Origin of the sequence: Nocardia salmonicida NBRC 13393 (genome assembly GCF_001613085.1) — a bacterium.
In the GTDB taxonomy this organism is placed as follows: domain Bacteria; phylum Actinomycetota; class Actinomycetes; order Mycobacteriales; family Mycobacteriaceae; genus Nocardia; species Nocardia salmonicida.
Genome location: NZ_BDBR01000009.1, coordinates 88,731 through 114,578, shown reverse-complemented (window position 1 = coordinate 114,578; position 25,848 = coordinate 88,731). Strand labels below are relative to the sequence as shown.

Below are 25,848 nucleotides of genomic sequence, written 5' to 3'. Positions count from 1 at the left end.
ATTCGAAATCGTTCCGTTCAGCAGTGCCCTAGGATTGCCCACCGCGCGACCCGCTCGCCCCGACCGTGACGGTCTCCACTCCTGCCACCGACCACGAAGCCCTCCCGCCGCGCGCGACGATCGTCCGGCGTCGCCATGTCCGCGCGGCCGTTCCCCGCTGTCCCGCAGACCGTCTCGACGCGACCATAGCTGTGTGTGGCGTCACATCAGCGCTGTTCAGCGGGCACACCGGGTGTGTAAACAAATGTAAACCGCGGGAGAACCAGTCGTTTCCGAAGCATCACCGTGGGCCCGCCGACGGACCCGTCGATCACCGCGTTCTGCCAGCTCGCGGCTCGATTCACCCTGGTGAGCCCCCGATCGCGGGTGCCGACGAGCCCCTCCCCCGTGACCACAGCATTTCGCCGACCTCACAGCTCACCGAGGGCCGAATACGGATGTGAAAAGTTCGTTTTGCCGAAGGGGTCCGCCTCCTTACAGTTCCCTCAACAGCCCGATTTCACAGCTCGAAGGGGGCGTCGTGGTTAATTCGCGCACGCAAGGTCCGTCGCCCGCCGATTTCGGCGACACACTGCTGAACCTCGGCAAGTATTTCCAGCGGGGCGAGGTCTCGCCCGACAACCGGTCCGTATACAAGGTCGGCGGCCGCGATGCCGACGAGTTCTACCGCGACCGCTGGTCGCACGACAAGGTGGTGCGCTCCACCCACGGCGTGAACTGCACCGGCTCGTGCTCCTGGAAGATCTACGTCAAGGACGGCGTGATCACCTGGGAGTCCCAGCAGACCGACTACCCGTCGGTGGGCTCGGACAAGCCCGAGTACGAACCGCGCGGCTGCCCGCGTGGCGCCTCCTTCTCCTGGTACACCTACTCTCCGGCCCGCGTGCGCTACCCGTATGTGCGTGGCACGCTGCTCGATCTCTACCGCAAGGCCAAGGCCGAGCTCAAGGACCCGGTGCTGGCGTGGGAGTCCATCGTCGAGGACCCGGTCAAGGCCAAGGCCTACAAGACCGCGCGCGGTAAAGGCGGTTTCGTCCGCGCCGAGTGGTGGGAAGCCGCCGAGATCGCCGCTGCCGCGCACGTGTACACGATCAAGCAGTACGGCCCCGACCGCGTGGCCGGCTTCTCGCCGATCCCGGCGATGTCGATGGTCAGCCATGCCACCGGCGCGCGCTTCGTGTCATTGATCGGCGGCTACATGCTGTCGTTCTACGACTGGTACGCCGACCTGCCGGTGGCCTCGCCGCAGGTATTCGGCGACCAGACCGACGTGCCGGAGTCCGCCGACTGGTTCGACGCGGGCTACCTCATCATGTGGGGCTCCAACGTCCCGGTGACCCGAACCCCGGACGCGCACTACATGACCGAGGCGCGCTACCGCGGCCAGAAGGTCGTGGTGGTCTCCCCCGACTACGCCGACAACACCAAGTTCGCCGACGAATGGGTGGCCGCGCGCCCCGGCACCGATGCCGCGCTGGCGATGTCGATGGGCCATGTGGTGCTCAAGGAGTTCTTCATCGAGAAGCAGACTCCGATGTTCACCGACTACATCAAGTCCTTCACCGATCTGCCGTACCTGATCTGCCTCGACGAGGCGGCGGATCAGGACGGCGCTCTGCCGGGCAAGTTCCTCACCGCCGCGGATCTCGGCCACACCGGCGAAAGCGTCGAGCACAAGCCGGTGCTGCTCGACCAGGCGGGCAACCCCGTCGTGCCCAACGGCTCGCTGGGCCATCGCTTCGGCGAGGGCGACGCGGGCAAGTGGAACCTCGACCTCGAGGGTGTCGACCCGCTGCTCACCCTGCTCGGCCATTCCGACGACGCGCACGCCACCATCGCGCTGCCGCGTTTCGACACCGATGTCGCCGGGTCGATCATCCGCGGTGTGCCGACGAAGATCGTCGCGGGCAAACGGGTCACCACCGTCTTCGACCTGTTGCTCGCGCAGTACGGCGTGGGCCGCTAGGGCCTGCCGGGCGAGTGGGCCAAGGGCTACGACGACGCCGAGTCGCCGTACACCCCGGCCTGGCAGGAGAACATCACCGGCGTTCCCGCCGTCCAGGCCGCGCGCATCGGACGCGAATTCGCCGACAACGCGGAACGTTCCGGCGGTCGCTCGATGATCCTGATGGGCGCGGGCACCAACCACTGGTTCCACTCCGATCAGATCTACCGCGCCTTCTTCACCCTGACGCTGCTCACCGGCTGTCAGGGCAAGAACGGTGGCGGCTGGGCCCATTACGTCGGCCAGGAGAAGTGCCGTCCGGTCACCGGCTGGGCCACACTGGCTTCGGCATCGGACTGGCAGCGCCCGCCGCGTCAGATGCAGGGCACCGTGTTCTGGTACCTCACCAACGACCAGTGGCGCTACGACCCCTTCACCTCGGACTCGTTCGCATCGCCGCTGGGCAAGGGCAAGTTCGCCGGTCGCACCGCCGCCGACAACATCGCCCTGGCGAGTCGTCTCGGCTGGATGCCCAGCTACCCGACGTTCAACCGCAACCCGCTCGACCTCGCCGACGAGGCCGCCGAAGCGGGCAAGACTCCCGCCGAGCACGTCGTCGACGGTTTGAAATCCGGCGACCTGCGCTTCGCCTGCGAAGACCCCGACGCACCGGAGAACTTCCCGCGCGTGCTCACCGTGTGGCGCGCGAACCTGCTCGGTTCCTCGGGCAAGGGCAACGAATATTTCCAGAAGCACCTGCTCGGCTGCGGCTCCAACCTGCAGACCACCGACGCGACCGGCGTGCGACCGCAGGAACTGGAATGGCGTGCGGAAGGCGCCGAGGGCAAGCTCGATCTGTTGCTCGCGCTGGACTTCCGCATGACCAGCACCACGCTGTTCGCCGACATCGTGCTCCCCGCCGCCACCTGGTACGAGAAGCACGACCTGTCCTCCACCGATATGCACCCCTTCGTGCACGCCTTCTCCCCCGCCATCTCCCCGCCGTGGGAGGCCAAGACCGACTTCGAGGCGTTCCACCGGATCGCGCGTGGTTTCTCCTGGCTGGCCGAGAAGCACCTCGGCACCCGCAAGGACATCGTCGCGGTGCCGTTGCAGCACGACTCCCCCGATGCGCTCGCGCAGGCCGGCGGCAAGGTGCTGGACTGGAAAGCCGGTGAGTGCGAACCGATTCCGGGCAAGACCATGCCCAAGATCGTGGAGATCGAACGCGACTACACCAAGATCGCGGAGAAGCTGGCCGCGCTCGGGCCGCTGGTGGAGAAGCTCGGTCTCACGACCAAGGGCGTCACCACCTTCCCCGAGGAAGAAGTGGCGTACCTGGCCGGACAGAACGGCACCATCGTCTCCGGCATCGCCGCGGGCAGGCCGTCGCTGGCCAAGGACACCCACGCCGCCGAGGCCATCCTGTCGCTGTCGGGCACCACCAACGGCCGCCTGGCGGTCGAAGGGTTCGAGGCGCTGGAGCGGCGGACCGGTACCGAACTCGTCGACCTCGCGAAAGAGGCCGAGGGCAAACGGATCACCTTCGCCGACACCCAGGCTCGCCCGGTGCCGGTGATCACCTCGGCGGAATGGTCGGGCTCGGAATCGGGTGGTCGCCGGTACTCGCCGTTCACCATCAACGTCGAGCGGCTCAAGCCGTGGCACACCCTCACCGGTCGCCAGCACTTCTACCTCGACCACGACTGGATGATCGAACTCGGCGAGCAATTGCCGATCTTCCGTCCACCCCTCGATATGTCGGCGCTGTTCGCGGAGCCGAGCATCGGCAATGTGAGCGGCAACGGTCTCACCGTGCGTTACCTGACCCCGCACTCCAAGTGGTCGATCCACTCGGCCTACCAGGACAACCTGCACATGCTGACGCTCTCGCGCGGCGGTCAGACGATCTGGATGTCGGACGTCGACGCCAAGAAGATCGGGGTGGCCGACAACGATTGGATCGAGGCGATCAACCGCAACGGTGTGGTCGTCGCCCGCGCGATCGTCTCGCACCGCATGCCGGAGGGCACCGTCTTCATGTACCACGCCCAGGACCGCGCGGTCGACGTGCCGCGTATCGAGGGCGCCGAGGACACCACCAAGGAAGCCAAGGGCAAGCGCGGCGGTATCCACAACGCGCTCACCCGGGTGCTGATCAAGCCCTCGCATCTGATCGGCGGCTACGCCCAGCAGTCCTTCGCCCTGAACTACCACGGCCCCACCGGAAACCAGCGTGACGAGGTCACGACTATCCGTCGCCGCAACCAGAACGTGGAGTACTGACATGCGCGTAATGGCACAGCTCGCCATGGTCATGAACTTGGACAAGTGCATCGGCTGCCACACCTGCTCGGTCACCTGCAAGCAGGCGTGGACCAACCGTGGCGGCACCGAGTACGTGTGGTTCAACAACGTGGAAACCCGTCCGGGACAGGGCTATCCGCGTCAGTACGAGGACCAGGAGAAGTGGAAGGGCGGCTGGACGCTCAACAAGCGCGGCAAGCTGACCCTCAAGTCCGGCTCGCGGTTCAAGCGCCTGATGAACATCTTCGCCAACCCCGACCTGCCCACGGTCGCCGACTACTACGAGCCGTGGAGCTACGACTACGACAACCTGCTGTCGTCGCCGCCCATGGACACCACCCCGGTGGCGCGGCCCAAGTCGCTGATCACCGGTGAGGACACCAAGGTCACCTGGGGTGCGAACTGGGACGACGACCTGGGTTCGGGTCCCGAGCAGGTCGGCAAGGACCCCATCCTCGGCAAGCTCGAGACCAAGGTGAAACTGGAGTTCGAAGAGACCTTCATGTTCTACCTGCCGCGCATCTGCGAGCACTGCCTGAACCCCTCCTGCGCCGCGTCGTGCCCCTCCGGCGCGATCTACAAGCGCGAGGAAGACGGCATCGTGCTCGTCGACCAGGACAAATGCCGTGGTTGGCGGCAGTGCATCACCGGCTGCCCGTACAAGAAGATCTACTTCAACCACAAGACGGGCAAGGCGGAGAAATGTACTTTCTGCTACCCCCGTGTCGAGGTCGGCATCCCGACGGTGTGCTCGGAGACCTGTGTCGGGCGGCTGCGCTACATCGGCGTGATGCTCTACGACGCCGACGCGGTGCTCGAGGCAGCCCAGGTCACCGATCCGCAGGATCTCTACACCTCGCAGCTCGGCGTGTTCCTCAACCCGCACGATGAGCGCGTGATCGCCGAGGCCGAGAAGGCCGGCATCTCGCCGGAATGGATTCAGGCTGCCCAGGATTCACCGGTCTACAAGCTGATCGTCGACTATCAGCTGGCCCTGCCGCTGCACCCGGAATACCGCACGATGCCGATGGTGTGGTACGTGCCGCCGCTGTCGCCGGTGGTGGATGTACTCGCCGAGACCGGTCACGACGGCGAGGACGTACGCAACCTGTTCGGCGCCATCGACGCGCTGCGCATCCCGCTCGAATACCTCGCCGAGTTGTTCACCGCCGGAGAGATCGGGCCGGTGCGGTCCTCGTTGCAGCGCCTGGCCGGGATGCGGGCGTTCATGCGTTCGGTCAACCTGGGCGAGGAGCCCGAAGCCCATATCGCGCCGTCGATCGGGCTCGAACCCGAAGAGATCGAGGCGATGTACCGGCTGCTGGCGATCGCCAAATACGAGCACCGGTACGTGATCCCGATGGGCGCGACGTCCAAGGCGCACGAACTGGATTCGCTGGCCACCGGGTGCAGTCTCGACACCGACGGCGGACCCGGCATGACCGCGTTCGATCAGGTCGTCGAGAAGTTCTCGCTCTCCGATGTCAATCAGGCTGCGCCGGAGGAGAAGTCGGGCCGGATCAACCTGCTCAACTGGGACGGGCGCAGCACCAGTGGACTCCTGCCGAGCGCGAACGGCAACGAGAAGACCGGCAACGGCGCCGGTAACGGCAACGGCAGCAACGGCGCTGCCGTCGCCGACTCCCCCACGAGCGGTGTCGCGCCATGAGTCTGCTGTCGATTCGTAAACGGCCCCAACCGGTTACCGAGATGGCCGAGCACGACCGCCTGGTCGTGTGGCGGTTGGCGGCGTTCCTGCTCGACTACCCCGGCGAGCAGACCCTGGCCATGCTCGACCAGTTGTCCGACGCCGCGGCGCAATTGCCCGAAGAGGTGCAGGCGCACTTCGCCGAGATCTTCGCCTACCTGCGCGATACCCCGGCGATCGAAGTGGCGCAGAGCTACGTCGAGACCTTCGACATGCGCCGTCGCGCCAGCCTGCACCTGACGTTCTACGCCTTCGGCGACACCCGCAAGCGCGGTATGGCACTGCTGCGTTTCAAGCACGCCTACCGCCAGGCGGGGGTCGAACTCGGCGACGAGGAACTGCCCGACCACCTGCCGGTGCTGCTGGAATTCGCCGCCACCATCGACCCGATCGGCGGCGAGCGCCTGCTCGGCGAGCACGTGCCGGTGATGGAGCTGTTGCGATTGTCGCTGGGCGACAACAACTCTCCCTACAGCGGCGTCCTCGGCGCGGTCCTCACCACCTTGCCCCCGGTCACCACCGCCGACCGCAGGCGCATCGCCGAACTCGCCGCCCAGGGTCCGCCCGAGGAAGAGGTCGGCCTCGAACCGTACGCCATGGACCCCGCCCTCTTCGAAGCAACAGAAGGTCGCCGATGAACGCCACCATCCCCCTGCCCGAAGGCCTGTGGCTGATCCTGCCCTACATCGCGGCGACTTCCTTTGTACTGGGCCATGTCTGGCGCTACCGCTTCGACCAGTTCGGCTGGACCACCCGCTCCTCGCAGATCTACGAGTCCAAGCTGCTGCAGCTGGGCAGCCCGCTGTTCCACTTCGGCATGCTCGGGGTGTTCGGCGGTCACGTGATGGGTTTGTTGATTCCCGAATCGTGGACCTCGGCGATCGGCATCTCCGAGCACGCCTATCACATCATCGCGGTCGGTGCGGGTTCCGTCGCCGGACTCATGGTCGTGCTCGGGGTGGCCATCCTGTGCTACCGCCGCATCGCCATTCCCGCCGTGCGCAAGAACACCAGCCGCAACGACGTCATGATGTACACGCTGCTGACCCTGGCCCTGGTCACCGGCCTGCTCAACACCTGGGGTTCCAACCTGCTCTGGGGCACCTACAACTACCGCGAAACCGTCTCCCCCTGGTTTCGCAGCCTCTTCTCGATCGATCCCGAACCGGGTCTGATGGTCGACGTCCCCTGGACCTTCCAACTCCACGGCCTGGTCGTCCTCGCCCTGGTCGCGGCCTGGCCCTACACCCGCCTGGTCCATATGTTCAGCGCCCCCATCGGCTACCTCACCCGCCCCTACATCGTCTACCGCCGCAAGGAAGTGGACACCAAGGACAAGACCCGCTTCGCCAAGGCCTGGGACGCACCGGTCACCCCCGACCGCTGGTAGTTCCCACCAGGTGCCGATCGGCCCCGCGTCACGACGCGGGGCCAAGGGCTTTGCGGACCGTGTCGAACCAGGCCTGGGTGTCGACGAGACCCTTTTCGTTATCCTTGCGGCCGCCGACGAAGCCGAACAGGTCGGCGGCGAAACGGCTCAGGACCGTTCCCTCGTTCTCCTCGAGTTCGGCGAGGACTTCGGCGTCGCCCAGCACGTAGGCGACGACAGCCACCTGGCCCGCAGGCCACTCGGTGCGGTAGTTCGCCCAGCCGTCGCCGCGCACGGCACGGGCCTTGGCGAGCAGGTCCGCACGCAGGGCGTCGCGGTCGGCGTCGGTGGGCTGACGTGGTTTGCCCCAGGTGATCCGTTTCGCGTCCGACATGTCGAGTCCTCTCGCTGATGGGCGGGTGTTCGGGCTCATCAGGTCAGGGTCGCAGATCCTACTCGGCGCGCAGGAACTCCCCCACCCGTTCGGTGCCGAGCGCGGGATCGGCTTCGCCCTCACCGAAGACATACCGGCCGTTGACGAAGACCGCGGTGACGGTCTCGTCGTTGCGGTTGACCATGCGTGAGAGATTGCCGAACACCGCGATCGGGTCCTCGGCGTAGGCGTCGAGGGTCTCGTCGAGGTGGGCGGGGTCGATCACGATGGCGTCGGCGCGGGCGCCCAGACGCAGGTGACCGGTGTCGAGGCCGTACCAGTCGGCGAGTTCGCCGGTGAGCCGGTGTACCGCGTGCTCGACGGTCATGAACGGCTTCTCGCTGGTCGCGGCATCGTTGACGCGGCGAAGCAGGCGCAGGCCGAAGTTGTAGAAGGCCATATTGCGCAGATGCGCGCCCGCGTCGGAGAAGCCCAGCTGGACCGACGGGTCGGCGGCCAGGACATCGGCCACCTCGGGACGGTGGTTGGAAATGGTGGTGCGCCAGCGCAATTTGTCACCGTGTTCGACGACGAGGTCGAGGAACGCGTCGACCGGGTGCAGGCCGCCGCGGTCGACACCGACCTCACCGAAGGTCTTGCCGATGACGGTCTCGTCGGGGCAGTCGACGATATCGGCGTCGAAGAAGTCACGGTGCCACGCGCGGGGGCCGTACTTGTTGTCGTAGTCCTTGCGGAACGAGCGGCGGTACTCCTCGTCCTGCATGAGGTGACGCTGCTCGTCGATGTGATCGGCCAGGTGCAAAGCGGCGGCGCCGGAACCGAATTCCTCGAACACCGGCAGCGAGATGCCGTCGGAGTACACCTCGAACGGCACCGGCAGGTGCTGCCAGCGGAAGTCGCCGTCGAGCCCGTTGATGATCTTGCCGACTGCCGGGAACATCTTGGACGCGGCGGGCACCGCCTTTACATCGGCCGCCGACAGCAGACTCACCTTGAGCGGATCGCGCCAGAGGCCGATGCTCGACACCGCCATCGACACCAGGCTCTTGGGGTTGGCGATATCGGGGCCACCCTGCAACGCGCGACCACGCTTGCGCAGGATCTTGTTGAGCCGGTGGCGTTCCTTGCTCTTGGCATAGGTGGACGGCAACGTCCGCGAACGGCAGGTCTCCCCGTCGAGCTTGTCGAAAAGCAGCTGCTGCGAAGACATTCCAACGAACCCGGCGTCGAGCGCGTCGACGAGCATGCGCTCGATCTCGGCCAGCTCGTCCTTGGACGGCTTCACCTCCTTGCGGGTGGAGCGGTCGAGCCCCATCACCGCCGCGCGGATGTCGGAGTGGCCGATGAAGCCGGCCAGATTCGGGCCGAGCGGCAGCTGCTCGAGCGCTTCGGCGTATTCGCTTGCGGTACTCCAGGTCTGGACGTCGTTCATCGCGCCGACCACGTATTGCCGCGGGATCGCCTCGACCCGACCGAACAGATCGCCCGCGGTCTCACCGTCGACGTGCACGGTCGAGAGCGAACACGAACCGAGCAGCACGGTGGTGACGCCGTGGCGCACCGACTCCGACAGCGACGGGTCGAGCAGGACCTCCACGTCGTAGTGGGTGTGGATGTCGATCATGCCGGGCATGACCCACTTGCCGGTCGCGTCGACGACTCGGGGGCAACCGGTTTCGTCGAGCGGGGTCTGCGAGATCGCGGCGACCTTGCCCGCTGTGATGCCGAGGTGGCGGACTGTGGACGGAGCGCCGGTGCCGTCGAAGAACCGGCCACCTTTGATGATGATGTCGAACATTTCTGACCCTTTCAGACCGCGAGCTCGCGCCTGGTGACTTTACCGGTCGCGTTGCGCGGCAGCGCGTCCGAAGTGATCCGCCATCGGGCGGGCACCTTGAAATAAGCGAGGCGGTCGGCGACGAAGGCGCGCAACTCCTCCGGGTCCACCGCCCCCGGTTCGGCGACGACGACGGCCGCCACTTCCTGGCCGAGATCGGGATGGGCAACGCCGAAGACCGCGCACTCACTGACGGCCGGGTGTTCGACGAGCACGTTCTCGATCTCGGTGGGATACACGTTCTCGCCGCCACGCAGGATCAGGTCGGTGCGCCTGCCCGACACGGTGAGCCTGCCGTTGCGCATCGTGCCGAAATCGCCGGAGCGCAACCAGCGTTGGTCGTCGATCGCGGCGGCTGTCGCCGCGTCGTCGTTCCAGTAGCCGAGCATCACGTAGGGGCTGCGGATGCAGATCTCGCCCTCTTCACCTTCACCGACCGCCTTACCCTCGGCGTCGCGGATCTCCACCGTGACACCGATGATCGGTCTGCCGACCGAGGCGTCGTCGGCGGCCAGGTCGAGCGGGGTGGCGACCGTCGCCGCGGTACCGCTCTCGGTGAGGCCGTAGCTGGTGGTCAGCGAGAATTGCAGGGCCGAGGTCTTCTCGCGCAGGCTCGCCAGCAGCGCGGGCGAGGACGGCGCCGAGTTCAGCGAGAGCGCGCTCAGTGAGGACAGATCGTGCTGGGCCACATCGTGTTCCAGCAGTCGCGACGCCATGGTGGGCACCGCGGCCCAGTTGGTGACCTTCTCGCGCTCGACCAGGCTCAGGACCCGGCCGATCTCGAAGGCGCCGTGAGGGAACACCGCCGCCGCGCCGGTCAGCAGGCGCGGGATGACGAGGTTGTGCAGGCTGGCGATATGGAACAGCGGCGCGGTGACCAGGTAGCGGCGATCGCTGGGAGCATCGCCGGGCTCCTGACCCATGAACGCGGCCATCATGGCGTCGGTGAAACGGTGGTAATCGCTGATCGCCACCATGTTTCGCTGCGAATGGACAACACCCTTCGGCCTGCCGCTGGTTCCGCTGGTGTACAGGATCACGCCCGGATCGTCTTCGGCGACCGGCGTGCTGGGGATCTCGCCACCGCCGAACTCGGCGATCAGCGCGGGCAGATCCTCCTCCATGGTCAAGACGGGCAGGTCCGTGCCCGCCTCGGACAGGTGCGCAGCCCTTTTCGCGTCGGCGATGACGACCGTCGGCGTGGTGTGGCCGAGCCCGTAGGCGATCTCCGGCGGCGCCCACCAGGCGTTGTAGCCGACCGGGATCGCGCCGAGACACTGTGCGGCCCAGAACGCGATCACCCAGTCCGGGCCGTTGGCGGCCAGGATGCCCACTCGATCGCCCTTGCCCACGCCGTACCGGGCGGCCAGCGCGGTGGCCAACGCGCCCGCCGCCGCGGCGTGCTCGGCGAAGGAGATCCGGCGGTCCTCGGTGACGAGGTAGTCGCGCTCGCCCCACTTCAGTGAATGCTCCAGCAGTTCGCGCAGGTTGGCACGGCGCTGCGCGAAGACCGGAATCGGCACGTCGAGAACGGGTTCGACGGTCATCTCGAACGGCGCGCCCGGTGCGGTCAGGCCCGCCGCCACCTTGGCCACGAATTCCTGTGGGTCTACAGCGTTGGTCATGTTCTTCTCCATCAGGGAATCAGGACGGCGCGGCCGCGGATCGCGCCGGAGTCGAGTCGGTCGAAGGCGGTTCGGGCATCGGCCAGGTCGAACCGCTCGATCTGGGCGCGGAGCTTGCCCGCAGCGGCCAGAGCCACGGAATCTATGAGGTCGGACCTGGTGCCGCCGTACGACTTTCGCACCGTGGCACCCCAGGGCAGTCCGGGTCCGCCCGCTGGTCCCGAGTCGATGCCGGTGGCGCCGCCGCCGAGACCAACCAGCCGGACAGCGCCGTTGGGGGCTACGGATTCGACGGCGAGCTTGACGGTGGGATCGGTACCGACGAAGTCGAACACCGCCTCCGCGCCCCGTCCGCCCGTGAGCTCCAGGATCGTGGCCGCGGCGTTCTCGTCGGCCTTCAGCACGATGTCGGCGCCGCATTCGGTGGCCAGGGCGAGCTTGTCCGCGTCCACGTCGACGGCGATCACGGTCGTCTCGGTGAGCGCCTTCAACAACTGCACCGCCACGTGACCCAGTCCGCCGATCCCGATGGCGACCGCGGTGGCGCCGGGCCACAGTTGGTCCATGGCGCCGCGGATGGCGTGCATCGGCGTCAGTGCCGCGTCGGCCAGTGGCGCGGCGTGAGCGAAGTCGAGTTCGTCGGCGATCGGTACGAACGAGCGCACCGGGATGCGGACGTACTCGGCCATGCCGCCGTCGGGGCCGAGGCCGGGGCACGGCGGCATCGCGGTGCGACCGGCGGCCAGGCAGACATTCTCGTTGCCGCGCAGGCACTCCCGGCATTCGCCGCACGACCAGCACAGGTACACGATCCCGCGTTCGCCGACGCTACGACCTTCCACCGCCGAGCCGACGGCCTCGATGGTGCCCGCGATCTCGTGGCCCAACGTCAGGGGCTTCTCGCTCATCGGGAACGGCAGGCTCAGCACGAACGAATCCGAATGGCAGATCCCCGCCGCGCCGACCCGCAGCAGCAGATCGTCGGGTCCGAGTTCCGGTACGGGCACCGTGCGCAATTCGAGGGTGCCCGGGGCCGTCAACTGCATCGCACGCATGCTCATCGGGCGTCTCCTACCGCGTCGAAAGTGGCTTTCAGGTAGCTGTCGCACCGATCGGAACCGATCAATCCCGTCGCCATGCGATTCATGGTGTAGGCGAAAGTGATTCGGCGATCCAGGTCGTTGACCACCATCGAACCTCCGTACCCGGCCCACCAGCAGACCCGGCCACCCGGAATGTGAGGGAAGGTCTCCGGTCGGGGCAACCCGTAGCCGATGCCGAAGCGCAGTGGGGCGAGCAAGGCCAGGTCGATGCCGTCGGCCTGCTCGCGGAAGATCAGCTCGATCGTCGCGGGCGAGAGGAACCGCCTGCCGCTCAGCTCGCCGCCGTTGGCGATCAGCGACTGGACGCGGGCCACCGAGCGTGCGTTGCCGTGCCCGTTGGTGCCGCCGATCTCGGCCGCGCGCCAGGCCGGCGTCGCGGTTTCGGAGACCTCCAGCCAGGGGCTGGTGAGCGTCTTGATCAGCACGCTGTTCTGGTCCAGGGTCGACAGGTCGTAGTCGGGCATTTCCGGCGGGATCAGGGTGGCGATCCGGTCGGCGTGCTCGGGACCGGTACCGATGTGGAAATCGGCGCCCAAGGGCCCGGCCAGTTCGTCGGCGAAGAACGTGCCCAGCGAGCGGCCGGTGATGCGGCGCACCAGTTCGCCGATGAGATGCCCGTAGTTGATGGCGTGATAGCCCGAGGCGGTGCCCGGCTCCCACCAGGGCGCCTGCGTCGCCAGGCGGGCAGCGGCGGCCTCGGTGTCGTAGATATCGGACAGCGTGATCGGCTTGTCCCAGCCCGAGACGCCCGAGGTATGCGAGAGCAGGTGGCGGACTTCGATGTCGGCCTTGCCGTTGGCCGCGAATTCGGGCCAGTAGTGGGCAACCCGCTGATCGACGTCGAGCTCGCCGCGGTCGACGAGCAGCAGGGCACACAGCGCCGTCATCGTCTTGGTGACCGAGAAGACGTTGACCAGGGTGTCGGCTCCCCAGGCGGTCTGCTGCTCAGGATCCGCGTAGCCGCCCCACAGATCGAGGACCGGATCGCCGTCGACAGTGACGCACAGCGCGGCGCCGAGTTCGGCCCCGGAGCTGAGGTGTTCATCGAATGCCGCACGCACACCAGCGAATTCGTCGCGACAGAAGCCAGAAGAGGTGCTCATCGTGCCACCTCGGCCGTCACCCGAGCGGGCACCGGCAGGGCATTGCCCGCGGCGGCGGCACGTTTCGCGCCGCGCTCCATCTCCTTGGTCATCGAGCGCACGTACGGCTCGAATTCGGTCTGGATGGTGTGCCGTGGCGAATCGTAATAGCGACCGGAGCGTTTGGCTTCTTGTGCCCCGAGCACCTCGTCGATCTCCGCGCGCGGTGGCAGGTGATAGCGACCGGTCAGGTAGGCCACTACGAGCTTGCTCTGCTGCTCGGCGAAGTTCACCAGCGTCGGCATCGGTTGGGCCAGACCGAGATAGAACAGATTGTCCACACCGGGCTTGATCATCATCTGGAACAGCGGGAACCGGTTGTCCGCGTCGGGGGCCAACTCGGTGTCGGTGAAGAACGGAAAGCTGATGTGGTAGCCGGTGGCGCAGACGATCACGTCGACCTGCTCGGTGCTGCCGTCGGCGAAATGCACTGTGTCGCCTGCCAATCGGGTGATCGCGGGCTTGCACTCCACGTCGCCGCAGCCGGCCCGGTGCAGGAATTCCTCACTCGCCGACGGATGTGCCTCGAACGGCTCGTGATCGGGTGTCGGCAGACCGTAGGTCGACATCTCGCCGCGGTTCTTGCGGACGAAGCGCTGCTTGAGCTTGAGCGCGATCTTGGCCGGAATCCACGCGGGCATCGACGCACGGTCGCCCACCTGCCCGTTGACGTACTTGGGCAGCACCCACACGCCCCGGCGGGCGGAAACGAACAGCTTCGAGGCGAGGAAGCGCTGGGACAGTTCCGAGGCGATGTCGAGGCCCGAGTTACCCATGCCGACCACCACGATCCGCTTGCCGCGCATATCGATCGGGTCGAACGGATCATTGTAGGCATGGCTGTGCATGAGCACACCGTCGAACTCGCCCGGGTAGTCCGGGAATCGAGGATTCCAGTGGTGTCCGTTGCAGACGATCAGCGCGTCGTAGACCTCGGTCTCGCCCGCCGCCGTCGTCACCCGCCACAGACCCGCGTCGTCACGCTCGGCGGCGGTGACCAGGCTGTTGAACCGGATCCGATCCCGCAACCCGAAGTGGTCGACATAGTCCTTGAAGTACTGCAGCAATTGGGAATGGTGCGGGAAGTGCGGCCAATCCGCCGGTGCCGGAAAGTCCTCGAATTGCAGGCGGTACTTCGAGGTGTCGATGTGCAGGCTCTGATAGCACGCCGACATGCCATTGGGGTTCTTGAAGTACCAGTTGCCGCCGACCTCGTCGGAGGCTTCGTAGCAATCGAACGGAATTCCGTTCTCGGCAAGCCTCTTGGCGGCGGTGATACCCGAAGGTCCGGCGCCGATGACGCATACCTTGGGTAATTGACCTGTATCCATGCGCAACTCCTGAGCGGCCTCGGTCCTCGACGACCATGCCGGGTGACGTGAAACACACGATAGCGTCTCGCTGGACACCATGTCTAGTGAATGAGCGGATCGTCTAAGATGGCCCCATGACGACCGAACCCGCCCGCCGTGGATCGTTGCGCGAGGAACAGAAGCGTCTGACGAAGGCCAGGATCGTCGAGACCGCGCGCACCCTGTTCGAGACGCAGGGCTATTCCGATGTCCGCGTCGACGACATCGCCGCCGCTGTCGGCTGTAGCCGGGCGACCTTCTACCTGCACTTCACCAGCAAGGGCGAGGTGCTGCGGGCCATCGCGCAGGAAGGCACCCTCGCCAGCGTGCGGGATTTCTACGCCGACCTCGACCGGGTGCTCACCGTCGGGTCCCGAGAGTCGTTCGCGGACTGGATGACTCGCGCGATCGACTGGTTCTTCACGAACAAGGACATGCTCCCGGCCTGGGACGAGGCCACCGCGCTCGAACCGGAATTCCGCGCGGTGGCGCGCGAGGGCATCATGACCCTGGCCGACACCATGCCCGCCTACCTCGCCCGCTGGCCCGAACACCGCCGCGACGAGGCCCGGCTGCGGATCGAACTGCTCGTCGCCCAGCTCGAGCGGTTCTTCACCCGCTGGGCGATGCAGGGCACCATCGACGTCTCGGCCGCACAGGCCGCGGCGGTACTCACCGATGTCTGGTTTCCGGCCCTCCAAGCGCCGGACTGAGCTCAGAGCAGGCCGAGCACACGGGCCTGGGCGATCGCCTCGGCCCGGGCGTTGACGGCGAGTTTCTGGTAGATCCCGCGCAGGTGCGTCTTGACGGTGTTCACCGAGACGCCCAGGTCGGCGGCGATATTGCCGGCCGTCATGCCGGAGGGAAGTTGGCGAAGCACCACCAATTCGGTATCGGTGAGCTGTGGCGCGCCCGCGGTGGTGCCCCGATAGGCGCGGATACGGTCGACCAGAGCCGCGTACTGACCGAAGCGCGCGCCGATGCGGGAGAGCAGCTCGTCAGCCGCGGGGACATCGAGGAACGGGCGAGCCAACTGTTCGGTGGCCGCGTGGGCGAGGGCCTGCTCGCAGGCGTCGTCGACCTTGCGGGGGCGATCGAGACGGTCGGCGGCGACCGCGACCAGCAGCCACGCCGTGACCAGCGATCGCGAGGACAACCGCGCGGTGGCGAGCAGCGGTTCCAGCAACGTCAGCACGACGGCGGGGCGATGGGCGTAGAGCGCCAGTCCCGCTTCGGCGACAATCATGTCGGGGGTCCGGCCGAGCGCCCGCGTCGCGTGGTCGATCAGTTGCTGCGCGTCCGCCCTGGCCTGTACGCGCAGCAGCAGCCACAGCACATCGGTGACCAGTCCGCCGGTGCCGTGCAGCGTGGGCGATTCGTCGAGCAGGCGATGAAGTCGCTTGCTCAGCGCGACCGCCGCGGCCGAGCGATCCGTGGCGTCGCCGAACATCAGCACGCCGGTCATGATCGCCGCCAGGCGCACCGGCGCGGGGACCACCGTCTCGTCGGCGGCGGCCGCGGGCAGACTCGGCAACGGCCGCTCGAAATCCAGGCCCTGTTCATACGCGCCATAGGCCGCGAGCGCCCTCGCCGCGGCGGCATCGCCCGAACCGGCGAGGTCGTAGCGCTCGGCGCACTCGATCGCCTGGGCCGCCAGCGCCCGAAGCTCGCCGACCCGGCCCGCCATCCCGGCCGCCACGGCCGTCGCGGTTCTGGCGCGGACCGCGACGCGACCCAGCCCGACCTGCTCGGAGTGCACGATCGCGTGGCGCACAGACGTGGCGCCGCTGTCGAGCTCACCGCCGTAGATCTCGGCGATTCCGCAGTACAGCGCGGCGTAGCAGTCGAGGTCGGGCTGTCCGGTCACCGGTGGCAGCGGCCATGGCATCGAGGCCGAATCACCTACCAGGACAGCGACTCCCGCGCTCACCGCATGATCGAGGGCGGCCACCCACTCGGTGGGCACCATCGGCGCCGCCGAATCCGGGCCGACGTGGGCGGCTTCGAGATAGACCTCGGCGGCGGCGATATCACCCGACTCCACCGCGACGGCCGCGCGCAGCAGGCGAACGAAAGTGTCGTGCTCGGAAAGGTTGTCGACGGCGGCGAGCAGGGTGTGGCCCGTTCCTTCCAGCACCATGCGCAGCCCCCAGTCGCGCAGGAAGGGCACCAGCCCTGGCGCGCCGGGCTCGGCCACGATGTGCTCGAGCGCGGGACCCGGCATCGCGGCCGCGGTGAACCAGGCCGCCACCCGGCGATGGCAATCAGGCAGGCGATCCGGCCTGGTGTAGGCGGCCTCGGCGAGCAGGTAGGCCCGCAGGAGCGGGTGGTAGGTGTGCCAGAGTTCGCCCGCGTGGGCGACGGTGTGCAAGGGAAAGTTGGCGCGCAGCAGTTCGTCGAGGATGCGGGCGGCGTCGCCACCCACCAGATCTTCGGCCATCGGCAAGCTGAATTGCGCGGGAACCGCTGTGGCGAGCAAGAATTCGAGAGTCGGCGCCGGTAGCGAGGCGAGCAGTTCGGCGACCAGGAAGTCGGCGACCGCGTGCGAGGGGCGGGCCAGCGCGGCGAGGGCCGTATCGCGGTCGGTCCCGGTGGCCGACAGGCAGATCGCCGCGATGCGAACCAGTGCGGCCCAGCCACGGGTCAGGTTCTGGACCACGGCGAGCTCGGCGTCGTCGAGTCGGCAGCCGTGCTGGGCGAGCAGTTGGGCGACCCGATCCGGGGCGAGCGCGAGTTCGGGCACGCCGATCCGGGTGAGCCTGCCCGCCAGGTCGAGGGCGTGCCAGCGCAGTGGCGGATCGAAACGGCTCGCGATCAACACGGTGAGCTGGGCGGGCAGGTGCGTGAGCAGGTATTCGAGCCCGGCGAGTTGCAGCGGGTCGGTGAGCAGGTGGGCGTTGTCGATCACCAGCACCGTCGGCTCGACATCGACCAGGCCGGCGAGGAGATTCACGGCACGGTCCATCGGCGTCTGCAGCACGCCTGTCGGCACGAAATCCGGTGTGGGATAGAGGGTTCGGGCGATCTCGGCCAGCAGGTCGGTGCCCCGATGGTCGGCCACGGTCAACCATGCGACGCGCGCCGAGCACCTGCGGCGTACCCAGTCGACCAGCACGACCGTCTTCCCACTGCCCGCCGGTCCGCACAGCAGCACGGTGTGCCCGGTGGCCGCCTGTGCCCGATCCAAACGGGCGAAGGCCTCGTTGCAGCGAACCGGAGCGAAGGACAGCTCAGGGAGACCGGCACACGGACCGACCACAGCTATCACCGAGCCGCCGCTATGAACTTCCAGAGAACCCGACGACGAAGCCATCTTCACCCTCCTGAACACGCTTTTCATCGCGTGGCGGCCGACCTCCGCCGAGATCGACGGTAGGCCAAGCGGAGGCTGCGCGGTTGCTGGCGAGGTGAAGTGGGGCCGCTCGTTATCAGATCGACGTCCACTCGTCGGCGAACGCTCAGTCGGGCAACTGGGACATGCTCAGCAGCGTGAGGCCGAGGGTGTCGATGCGGGCCATCACCCCGCGCATGGCCGTGCTGTCGGCGACGAGGCCGAACAGGGTGGTCGTCCCGGTGGGCGAATGCGAGCTGGGGCGCAGCTCGGGAAAAGCCGCGAGGACACGCTCGGACAGCTCGCCCTCGACAACGAACTGGTAGCGGAGCGGCCCGGGCGTCGACATGGCCCCAGTGTCGCGGCCGGTCGCCGCGGCTGCCTCATCCGCTCCGGGTGAATTCGCTCGCCACCTGCGGAGCAACCGGCTCCCACACTTTTAAACATTGTTATTTCAGTTTCCGGGACGCGGGCCGGATCCGCTGGCTAATGTCGCGCTCATCATCAGCGCGAACAGGAGAACATCATGAAGATCTACCAGGCGCGGCGTGCCGGTTTCGGACTTACGGCTTTCACCGCGGTGGCCGCGGCCGCCGTGCTGGCAGCACCGCAGGCTTCGGCGCTCGTGCAGGGGATCGCGGTGAGCGGTAGCACCCACTATGTCGATACCGCCTACACCGTCACCGCCGATGTCACGTCCACCTCGTTCCTGTTCAAGGTGACCTTCACCGACAACGGCACCCAGATCGGTGAGCCGGTCTCGGTGTCGGACGGCAAGGCCACCATCACCTGGACGCCGAAGACCACCGGCGCGCACGAGATCAAGGCGGTGCAGGAACTCGTCAGCTCCAAGACCGTCACCATCACCGTCGCGCCGAAGCCCACCCCACCCGGTGGTGGGACGAGTACCGGTTCCGCTGACCTGAGTGGGCTGCTGTCGGGCTCGGCCGGCTAGCCCACTCGAACAGTCCGGCCGCCGCGAACCTCTCCCCGCGGCGGCCGTTCTGCGTTCAGACCTGGTCGTAGGCCTGTTGCAGGGCGGCGATGTCGAGCTTGGACATCGAGCGCAGCGCCGTACCGACGGCGATGACACGGTCGACCTCACCACCCATGAGCTTGGTCAGCACGGCAGGCACGACCTGCCAGGACACCCCGAACCGGTCGGTGAGCCAGCCGCACGGGCCGGGGGTTCCGCCGTCCCGCGACAGCGCGTCCCAGAGGCTGTCGATCTCGTCCTGGGTATCGACGACCACCTGCAGCGACGCGGCATCGCTGTGCGGGTGACCCGGGCCGCCGTTCATCAAGGTGACGGCCTGACCGTCGAGGTCGAGGGTGACGATGAAGGCCGAGCCGTCCCCCTGGCGGGTGACCTCGACGATGCGCGAGTTCGGGACGGACGCGGCATAGAGTTCGGCCGCCGCTTCGGCGTCGGCGTCGAACCAGAGGAAAGTGTTGACGGACATGATGTGCTCCTTGGGGTGAGTGGCTCTGCTTCACTCCCTGGTCGGAGCCGATCATCACGCTTCGACACATCCGCCGAACTTTTATTTTCGCGGCAAGGTCGCGGCGAACCGCACCCCGCGTTCGACCCATTCCCGCAGGACGGTGTCGTCGTCGACCGTTTCCGGGGCTACTCGCAGCCAGCCGTGCAGCTCGCGCCCGCCCATCACCATCGGCGTGATCGCCGACCCGTCGAGCAGACCATCGCCTTCGGCCGGGGCGACCCGCACCAGCAGCCCACCCTTGCCGCTGGCGGCCACAGCCATATTGCCGCCGATCAGGAAGGCGAGACCGCCGAACATCTTCCGCTCGGTGAGGTCGCGGCGCGGGTAGACGATCTCCCGGATCCGCTCGGCGAGTTCCTCGTCGTATGCCATCAGCTCAGTGTGCGCCGAGCCACCGACACCGAACTCAGATGCCGAGGGCCGCGGCGAACATGGGCCAGGAATCGTGGACGTCGTCCTGCCAGTAGGGCCAGGCGTGGGTGCCCGCGGCGCGGAAGCGGATGTCGGCGGGGATGCCGAGTTGGGCAAGACGGCCCGCGAGCGGACTCGAACAGCTGCCGACGACGGCTTCCATGGTGCCGCCGACCAGCAGGCGATCGACCAGCACGCCGACATTGCCCGCGATGCTCGGGTCGTTGAACGCCTCGTACGGGCCGGGAGCGCCGTTACCCGAGGACAGATAGATGGCGGTGCCACGCAGACGGTCGGCGTGCACGGTCGGATCGTTGGCCGCCCATGCCGGGTCGCCGGGAGCTCCCCACATATTGGTGGCGTCGGCGCCGAAGGTGGCCAGTTGGGCGCGAACCAGCGTCTCCGCGAGCGGGTTGCCGGTCTGGGTGCACCCGCTGAAGGCGCCGACCGCGCGATACAGGCCGGGTGCGGCGATCGCCAGGTTCAACGCCGAGGTAGCCGACATCGACAGGCCCGCGATGCCATTGGCGCCGGTCATGCCGAATCGTTCGTTGAGCAGCGGGGGAAGTTCGTTCGTCAGGAAGGTGGACCACTTGTTGCGGCCCAACGCGCCGTCGTCGCGCTGCCAGTCGGTGTACATGCTGGCGCGGCCGCCGATCGGGACGATCACATTCACCGGCTTGTCGGCGAAGAAGTCGACCACATCGGTGCGCCGCATCCACGGCCCGCCGCCCTCGCCACCGTCGACCGCGTTCAGCAGGTACAGCGCGGGCGCGCCGGACCCCGGATGCGACATCCAGAGGGTGATCGGGCGATTCATCGCCGCGGAATACACGACCACCTCGAATTGTCTGCCACCGAGCGGGCGGACATCGAGGATCCCGGATTCCGCCGACGCCATGGGCGAGACGACGAAACCACAGCCGAGCAGGACGAGCAGACAGCACACAAGCCGACGCATGCGACGTAGTGTGCCGCATGACCCCGCTAATGTCCGGCATTGGGCGGTTCGTGTCCCTATTGTGCGTGTTCATCCGGAAAATGTGCGCACAGTTCGGTGATCGAGGCGGGTCCCGCGTCGGGCACGTGCATCCGATCCGCAATCGTGGCGCGCAGCTTGCGCGGGAGCCCTGGCGCGTGCCGGGCGAGATAGGCCGAGAGCCACTCCGGTTCGCCGACGAGGAACGGAAAATCGGTGTTCATCATCGGGCGGATCACCAGCATCGGCAGCGGGGCGTGCAGCGGGCGGTAGTCACGGTTCCACAGGCCCGCGACCGGACAGCCGGGATAGAACTGGCCGAGCATCGCACCCGCGCGGACGATGTCGCTCTTGCGAGCGGCGTGCGCGGCGTCGATGCGGGCAGTGTCCGCGAGCTCGGGGAAGACGGTGAGGACCGCCGGGGTGTGGTCGAGAGTGCGGTAGAGCTCGAAGGCGTCGTCGACGGCCGCGGCGATCTCGCCGGTGTCTGTCAGTTCGGCGATCCACAGGGTGTGCTGTGCCGCAGCGGGTTTGACGAACGGGCACACGGGGCCGGGTCGGCCCTGGGCGGGGTCGGGGCGCATGAGAGTGTTCGCGAACCAGTCGATCAAGGGTGCTGTTCGTGGGTGTTCGGCGGACCAGCGGGCGGGGTCGTCGTAGACGCACCACCAGGTGGCGTCGGTACGTCGACCTCTCGTCGAGCGCAGAGTGGTCATGTCGTGGCCGTCGCGATCTCGACTTCGCGCAGGTGACGGTCGAGGATCGGGCCGATGCGGGCGACGACGTCGGCGTTGGTGAGTTGGGCGTGGGTGGTGTCGACGGGGTGTTCGATGAGACGGCCGGTGACGAAAGGGCGCCAGATCTGGGCGTCGAGGAACGCGGTCATGCCCTGGGTGGCGCAGAAGTAGAGTAGGTCGCCGTCGAACAGGTCGGGGCGGTAACCGTGGGAGAGGCGGACACCGTCGGCGTAGGCCTCGTGCAGCCTGGTGAGTTGTTCGACGGTGAGGCCGGACCCGAGACTCGCTCCGGCTCCGGCCAATTCGGCTGCGGCTTCCTCGGCGGAGAGGTCGGCAAGTGTGTCGGCGTCATCGGGTTCGTCGCCGAGCAAGTGGGTGAGGAGGTCGCGCATGCGGGGGCGCGGGGGTGGGTCGGCGTAATCGGGGACGACGACGCTGTCGAGCATGGCGAGGGTGGCGACGTCGCGACCTTCGGCGCGCAGGCGGACGGCGGTGGCGTGGGCGAGTTGGCCGCCGAGGGACCAGCCGAGCAGGTGGATGGGGCCCTCGGGTTGCAGGCGGGTGATCTCGGTGGCGTAGGTGGCGGCGAGGAAGTCGACGGTCAGGTCGTCGGGTTGCGGATCTGCCGCCGACAAGGTCGGTGCTTGCAATCCGTAGACAGGACGGTCGGTGATGTGGCGTGCCAGGCCGGTGTAGCACCAGGCGAGCGGGACGGCGGAGTGGACACAGAACAAGGGTGGGTGAGTCCCGCCGGTGCGCAAGGGCAGCACAGTGGCGAGGGCGTCGGCGCCGGGGTCGGCGTCGGCACGGTAGGTCTCGATGCGGTGGGCGAGCGCGGCGACCGTCGGTGCGGTGTAGAGCCAGCGGACCGTGATCGGGGTGTTCGTCGACTCGGCCAGTTCCGCCGAAACACGCACGCCGGTCAGCGAATTGCCACCGATGGCGAAGAAGTCGTCGTCGGCGCCGACCGCGTCGAGGTGGCAGGCGAGGGCGAAGGTGGTGGCGACCACGAGTTGTAGCGGTGTCCGTGGCGGACGGTAGGGGGTGGCGGGCGGTGTGGGAAGTGCCGCGCGGTCGAGTTTTCCATTGGCTGTCAGCGGGAGGCGGTCGAGGGTGATCAACGCGGCGGGGACCAGGGCTGTGGGCAGGACAGTGCGGAGGCGGGCGAGGGATGCGGCGGCATCGAAGCCGGTGTCCGATGCGGACGGATGCTCCGATCCGGGGCGGCCGAGGGCCGAGCCATTGCCGGAGGTGGTGGCCGGTGTGGAGGGTTGCGGACCGGGAGCTCGGGCAGGGACGACGTAGCCGATGAGACGCGCTGCGGGAGTGCCCGCGTCGGCGATGTCGACTGCGGCGTGGGCGATGGTGGGGTCGGCGAGCAGGGCCGTTTCGACTTCGGCCGGTTCGATGCGGCGGCCACGCACGGCCAGTTGGGTATCGATGCGGCCGAGGAACTCGTAGCCGCCGTCGGCGCGCGGGCCGACGAGATCGCCGGTGCGGTAGACGCGCTCGCCGTTGCCTCGGGGATCTGCCACGAACCGTGCCGCCGTACTCGCGGGATCGCCGAGATAACCCTGCGCCACACACGGTCCGCCGAGGTACAGCTCGGCGCGGGCACCGGTGGGGACAGCTCGAAGGTGCGGATCCAGTAGCAGCGCGGACACTTCCGGTAGCGGCGAGCCTATGGCCACCGGCTCCCCCGGCACCAGCGGCGTCGACTGGGTGGTCATCACCGTGGCCTCGGTCGGGCCGTAGCCGTTGTGCAAGCGGACTCGGGATGCCCAGGCGGCAACCAGTTCGGGCGGGCAGGCCTCGCCACCGACTACCACCACCGCCAGAGTCGGCACTTTCTCGGGGCGCAGGGTCGCCAACACGGCGGGAGTGGTGAGCAGATGAGTGACTCGATGCTCGGTGATCAGTCCGGTCAGTTCCGCGCCTGCGACGACCGTCGGCGGTTCGACTACCAGGCGTGAACCCGCCGCGAACGCGGCGAGGAGTTCGAGCAGATGTGCGTCGAACGCCGGTGAATGTGCGTGCAGCACTATCGAATCCGGTGTCGTTCGGTAGCGGTCGAGCAGGTGGCTGGTCAAGGGAGCGAGGCCGCGGTGGGTGACCGCGACGCCTTTGGGCGTCCCGGTGGTTCCCGAGGTGTGGATCAGGTAGGCCAGGTGTGCGGGTGTCAGCCGTCCGTGGCGGTCCGCGTCGGTGATCGGCTCCGACGGCTGATCGGCGACGTGCGCCAGAGTTCGCTCGTCATCGAGCAGCAGCCATGTGACCCCGGAGGAATGGCCGGATTCCCCAGGGTTCGCCGCCCGTGTCGTCAGCCCGAGTACCGCACCGGATCCGGCGATGATCCGGGCGACCCGCTCGCTCGGATCGCCCACATCGATCGGCGTCAGGCAGGCACCGGCGGCCGCGATGGCGCGCACCGCCAGCACGGACTCGAGTGACCTCGGAATCGCGGTGAGCACCGGACTTCCCGGCGTGGCACCGTGCGCGATGAGCACCCTGGCCCACCGCGTCGCCGACTCACCGAGCTCCCGGTAGGTCATCGACCTGGCACCGTCCACCACGGCGACGCGGTCCGACTCGTCGAACTCGCTGAGCAGGTCGCTCAATGTCGAAGTTGTTGCCGCACAGTCGTGCACCACTTGGATCCCGTTGCGGCGATACCTACCGACAGGTGCGTCGGCCCGTTCAACACTCTCAGCGGCGGACGACCGTACGTCGTGCGCGGGGGTCAGGTCGCGGATCGACTGGGTCGGGTCGGCGGCCAGGAAGGTGGCGAACCAGTCGAGGAAGAGGCGGTGGTACCAGGCCAGGGTGGCGGCGTCGTAGCGGGCCGGGTTGGCTTGGAAGTCGATGGTCGCGGAGGTGTTGTCGGGGCCGAGTTGGTAGCCGTTGACGAGGAGGTCTTCGACGGGGCCGAGGCTCAGGAGATGGGCGTGGCCGGTCACGGGGCCGAGGTTCAACGGGGCGGTGAAGCCGAGGAGGTTGATCACCGGGCCGAATCCGCCTCGGGCGATCTGGGTTTCGCCACGGTCGCGTTGGATGTCCTCGTAGCGGTAGCACTGGTGGCGCAGGGCACCGATCACCCGCAGCCGCACCTGGCCGATCAGGTCTTCGACTGACGTCGTGGTGAGGTCGCGCAGGCGCAAGGGCACGACATTGGAGACCGAACCTGCCGAGCGGCGTAGGGCCGCGGTGGGCCGAGCGGCCACGGGCAGCGATAAGACGACCTGGTCGGCGCTCGACACTCTCGCCAGGAAGGCGGCGAAGGCAGCGGCGGTCAACTCCGGAAAGCTCGCCGCGTACCGCTGTCTCGCGAGGGCCAGCAGGTGCGCGGTCCGCTCGTCGAGACGGGCCGAGACCCGATGTGGGTCCGACGACGCGGGCGCGGCGATTCCGGCGAGCCCAACCGGATCAGGCAGCCCGGCAACCTCTTCGGCCCAGAATGCCCGATCCGCGACCGCACGGGGGGAGTCGCGATAACTCCGATCCACGTCGACCAAGTCCGCGATCGACAGCACACCTGACTGGTCGAGATCTGTTGACTTCGAGTAGTTCTCGGCCGCGAGCCGCAACACCGCCGCCGCACCGACTCCATCGAGCACCAGGTGGTGGCTGCGCAGGTAGAGAAAGCACCGTTCGGGACCCACGCGGTACAACACGGCGACGGTGATCGGGTCCCCGCACAGATCCAGCCGAGCTCGGCGATCGGCTTCCATCCGCGACAGCGCTTCGGCCACCCTGGAGCAGCCCGAGTCCTGACTCGGATCCAACGTGTCGCCGGTGAGGTCGATCTCGGTGAGTTCGCCGAATACGGCCGGGTCGAGGTACTGGTGGGGTCGGCCGTCGATGAGACGTAGGCGCACATGGGGTGATTGCAGTCGCGCCGCCGCCGTGCGCATCGCCGTGCCGAGGCGCGCGATGTCCAGTGGCCCACGCAGATCCAGATACAGGGCGATGGTGGCGGGCACGTCGGGTGCCAGCTGATGAGCTACCCACCAGCGTAATTGCCCGGCCGACAAGGGAATCGGCGCAGCCTCGGCCGTCACCACGGCAGCTACCGCGCCGATACCACCCTCACCTTGCCGCACCGG

Annotated in this window: 18 protein-coding genes and 1 pseudogene; 6 read left to right on the top strand and 13 right to left on the bottom strand. The window is 67.7% G+C overall.

All coding sequences use genetic code 11. The features are described from left to right. The first annotated feature begins 520 nt into the window (after positions 1–520). The 4 genes and pseudogenes from NS1_RS10375 to narI all read left to right on the top strand — a co-directional run bounded on the left by NS1_RS10375 (position 521) and on the right by narI (position 7,350). Positions 521–4,231 (top strand): annotated as a pseudogene (locus NS1_RS10375) (nitrate reductase subunit alpha). Positions 4,232–4,241: 10 nt separating this feature from the next. Beyond that, the gene (narH, locus tag NS1_RS10370; protein ID WP_062983700.1) at positions 4,242–5,921 is read left to right on the top strand and encodes a nitrate reductase subunit beta; all 1,680 of its coding nucleotides are present in this window, start codon (positions 4,242–4,244) and stop codon (positions 5,919–5,921) included. Beyond that, positions 5,918–6,598 carry a nitrate reductase molybdenum cofactor assembly chaperone gene (narJ, locus tag NS1_RS10365; RefSeq protein ID WP_062983699.1) on the top strand — a complete coding sequence of 227 codons (681 nt, stop codon included), beginning with the start codon at positions 5,918–5,920 and terminating at the stop codon, positions 6,596–6,598. The genes narH and narJ overlap by 4 nt, the downstream gene beginning before the upstream one ends. Continuing rightward, positions 6,595–7,350: a respiratory nitrate reductase subunit gamma gene (gene narI / locus NS1_RS10360; RefSeq protein WP_062983696.1), complete on the top strand. Its 756-nt coding sequence runs from the start codon at positions 6,595–6,597 to the stop codon at positions 7,348–7,350. The genes narJ and narI overlap by 4 nt, the downstream gene beginning before the upstream one ends. Before the next feature lie 28 nt (positions 7,351–7,378). Here narI and NS1_RS10355 read toward each other — a convergent pair whose 3' ends face one another. From NS1_RS10355 to NS1_RS10330, 6 genes are read right to left on the bottom strand one after another with little or no spacing between them, the layout of a single operon-like run. Next, positions 7,379–7,723, bottom strand: a complete 345-nt coding sequence (locus tag NS1_RS10355; protein WP_062983695.1) for a hypothetical protein — start codon at positions 7,721–7,723, stop codon at positions 7,379–7,381. Between the two features lie 58 nt (positions 7,724–7,781). Continuing rightward, positions 7,782–9,521, bottom strand: coding sequence for an N-acyl-D-amino-acid deacylase family protein (locus NS1_RS10350; protein WP_062983688.1), 1,740 nt, complete (start codon positions 9,519–9,521; stop codon positions 7,782–7,784). Positions 9,522–9,532: 11 nt separating this feature from the next. Continuing rightward, positions 9,533–11,185 (bottom strand): steroid-24-oyl-CoA synthetase, encoded by a 1,653-nt coding sequence (gene casG, locus NS1_RS10345; protein ID WP_062984076.1) that lies wholly within the window; start codon positions 11,183–11,185, stop codon positions 9,533–9,535. A gap of 11 nt (positions 11,186–11,196) precedes the next feature. Further along, entirely contained in the window at positions 11,197–12,240 is a 1,044-nt protein-coding gene (locus tag NS1_RS10340; protein WP_062983686.1) for an NAD(P)-dependent alcohol dehydrogenase, read from the bottom strand. Between the two features lie 2 nt (positions 12,241–12,242). Further along, a complete protein-coding gene (locus NS1_RS10335; RefSeq protein ID WP_062983684.1) occupies positions 12,243–13,391 on the bottom strand; it encodes a serine hydrolase domain-containing protein in 1,149 nt (382 codons plus the stop codon). Continuing rightward, positions 13,388–14,761, bottom strand: a complete 1,374-nt coding sequence (locus NS1_RS10330; RefSeq protein WP_062983683.1) for a flavin-containing monooxygenase — start codon at positions 14,759–14,761, stop codon at positions 13,388–13,390. The genes NS1_RS10335 and NS1_RS10330 overlap by 4 nt, the downstream gene beginning before the upstream one ends. 116 nt (positions 14,762–14,877) lie before the next feature. On the opposite strand from NS1_RS10330, the gene NS1_RS10325 reads away from it, so the two are divergent. After that, on the top strand, positions 14,878–15,495 hold the full coding sequence (locus tag NS1_RS10325) for a TetR/AcrR family transcriptional regulator (protein WP_062983681.1): 618 nt from the start codon (positions 14,878–14,880) through the stop codon (positions 15,493–15,495). A gap of 2 nt (positions 15,496–15,497) precedes the next feature. Here the strand turns inward: NS1_RS10325 and NS1_RS10320 are convergent, their stop codons facing one another. Beyond that, complete coding sequence (locus NS1_RS10320) at positions 15,498–18,095, bottom strand: winged helix-turn-helix domain-containing protein (RefSeq protein WP_157125157.1); 2,598 nt, start codon at positions 18,093–18,095, stop codon at positions 15,498–15,500. 145 nt (positions 18,096–18,240) lie between these two features. Next, on the bottom strand, positions 18,241–18,462 hold the full coding sequence (locus NS1_RS10315) for a DUF8691 family protein (RefSeq protein ID WP_062983677.1): 222 nt from the start codon (positions 18,460–18,462) through the stop codon (positions 18,241–18,243). A gap of 177 nt (positions 18,463–18,639) precedes the next feature. Between NS1_RS10315 and NS1_RS10310 the strand changes: the two genes are divergently transcribed. Next, a complete protein-coding gene (locus tag NS1_RS10310) occupies positions 18,640–19,068 on the top strand; it encodes an Ig-like domain repeat protein (protein WP_062983675.1) in 429 nt (142 codons plus the stop codon). Between the two features lie 55 nt (positions 19,069–19,123). Here the strand turns inward: NS1_RS10310 and NS1_RS10305 are convergent, their stop codons facing one another. The 5 genes from NS1_RS10305 to NS1_RS10285 all read right to left on the bottom strand — a co-directional run bounded on the left by NS1_RS10305 (position 19,124) and on the right by NS1_RS10285 (position 25,845). Further along, on the bottom strand, positions 19,124–19,576 hold the full coding sequence (locus tag NS1_RS10305; protein WP_056812845.1) for a VOC family protein: 453 nt from the start codon (positions 19,574–19,576) through the stop codon (positions 19,124–19,126). Between the two features lie 81 nt (positions 19,577–19,657). Next, positions 19,658–19,990 carry a TfoX/Sxy family protein gene (locus NS1_RS10300; protein ID WP_062983673.1) on the bottom strand — a complete coding sequence of 111 codons (333 nt, stop codon included), beginning with the start codon at positions 19,988–19,990 and terminating at the stop codon, positions 19,658–19,660. A 34-nt stretch (positions 19,991–20,024) separates the two neighbouring features. Next, on the bottom strand, positions 20,025–20,990 hold the full coding sequence (locus tag NS1_RS10295) for an alpha/beta hydrolase (RefSeq protein ID WP_062983671.1): 966 nt from the start codon (positions 20,988–20,990) through the stop codon (positions 20,025–20,027). A gap of 56 nt (positions 20,991–21,046) precedes the next feature. Beyond that, complete coding sequence (locus tag NS1_RS10290) at positions 21,047–21,724, bottom strand: DUF6875 domain-containing protein (protein WP_062983669.1); 678 nt, start codon at positions 21,722–21,724, stop codon at positions 21,047–21,049. After that, on the bottom strand, positions 21,721–25,845 hold the full coding sequence (locus NS1_RS10285) for a non-ribosomal peptide synthetase (protein WP_063816110.1): 4,125 nt from the start codon (positions 25,843–25,845) through the stop codon (positions 21,721–21,723). Before NS1_RS10285 ends, NS1_RS10290 begins: the two co-directional genes overlap by 4 nt. Between the last annotated feature and the right edge of the window lie 3 nt (positions 25,846–25,848).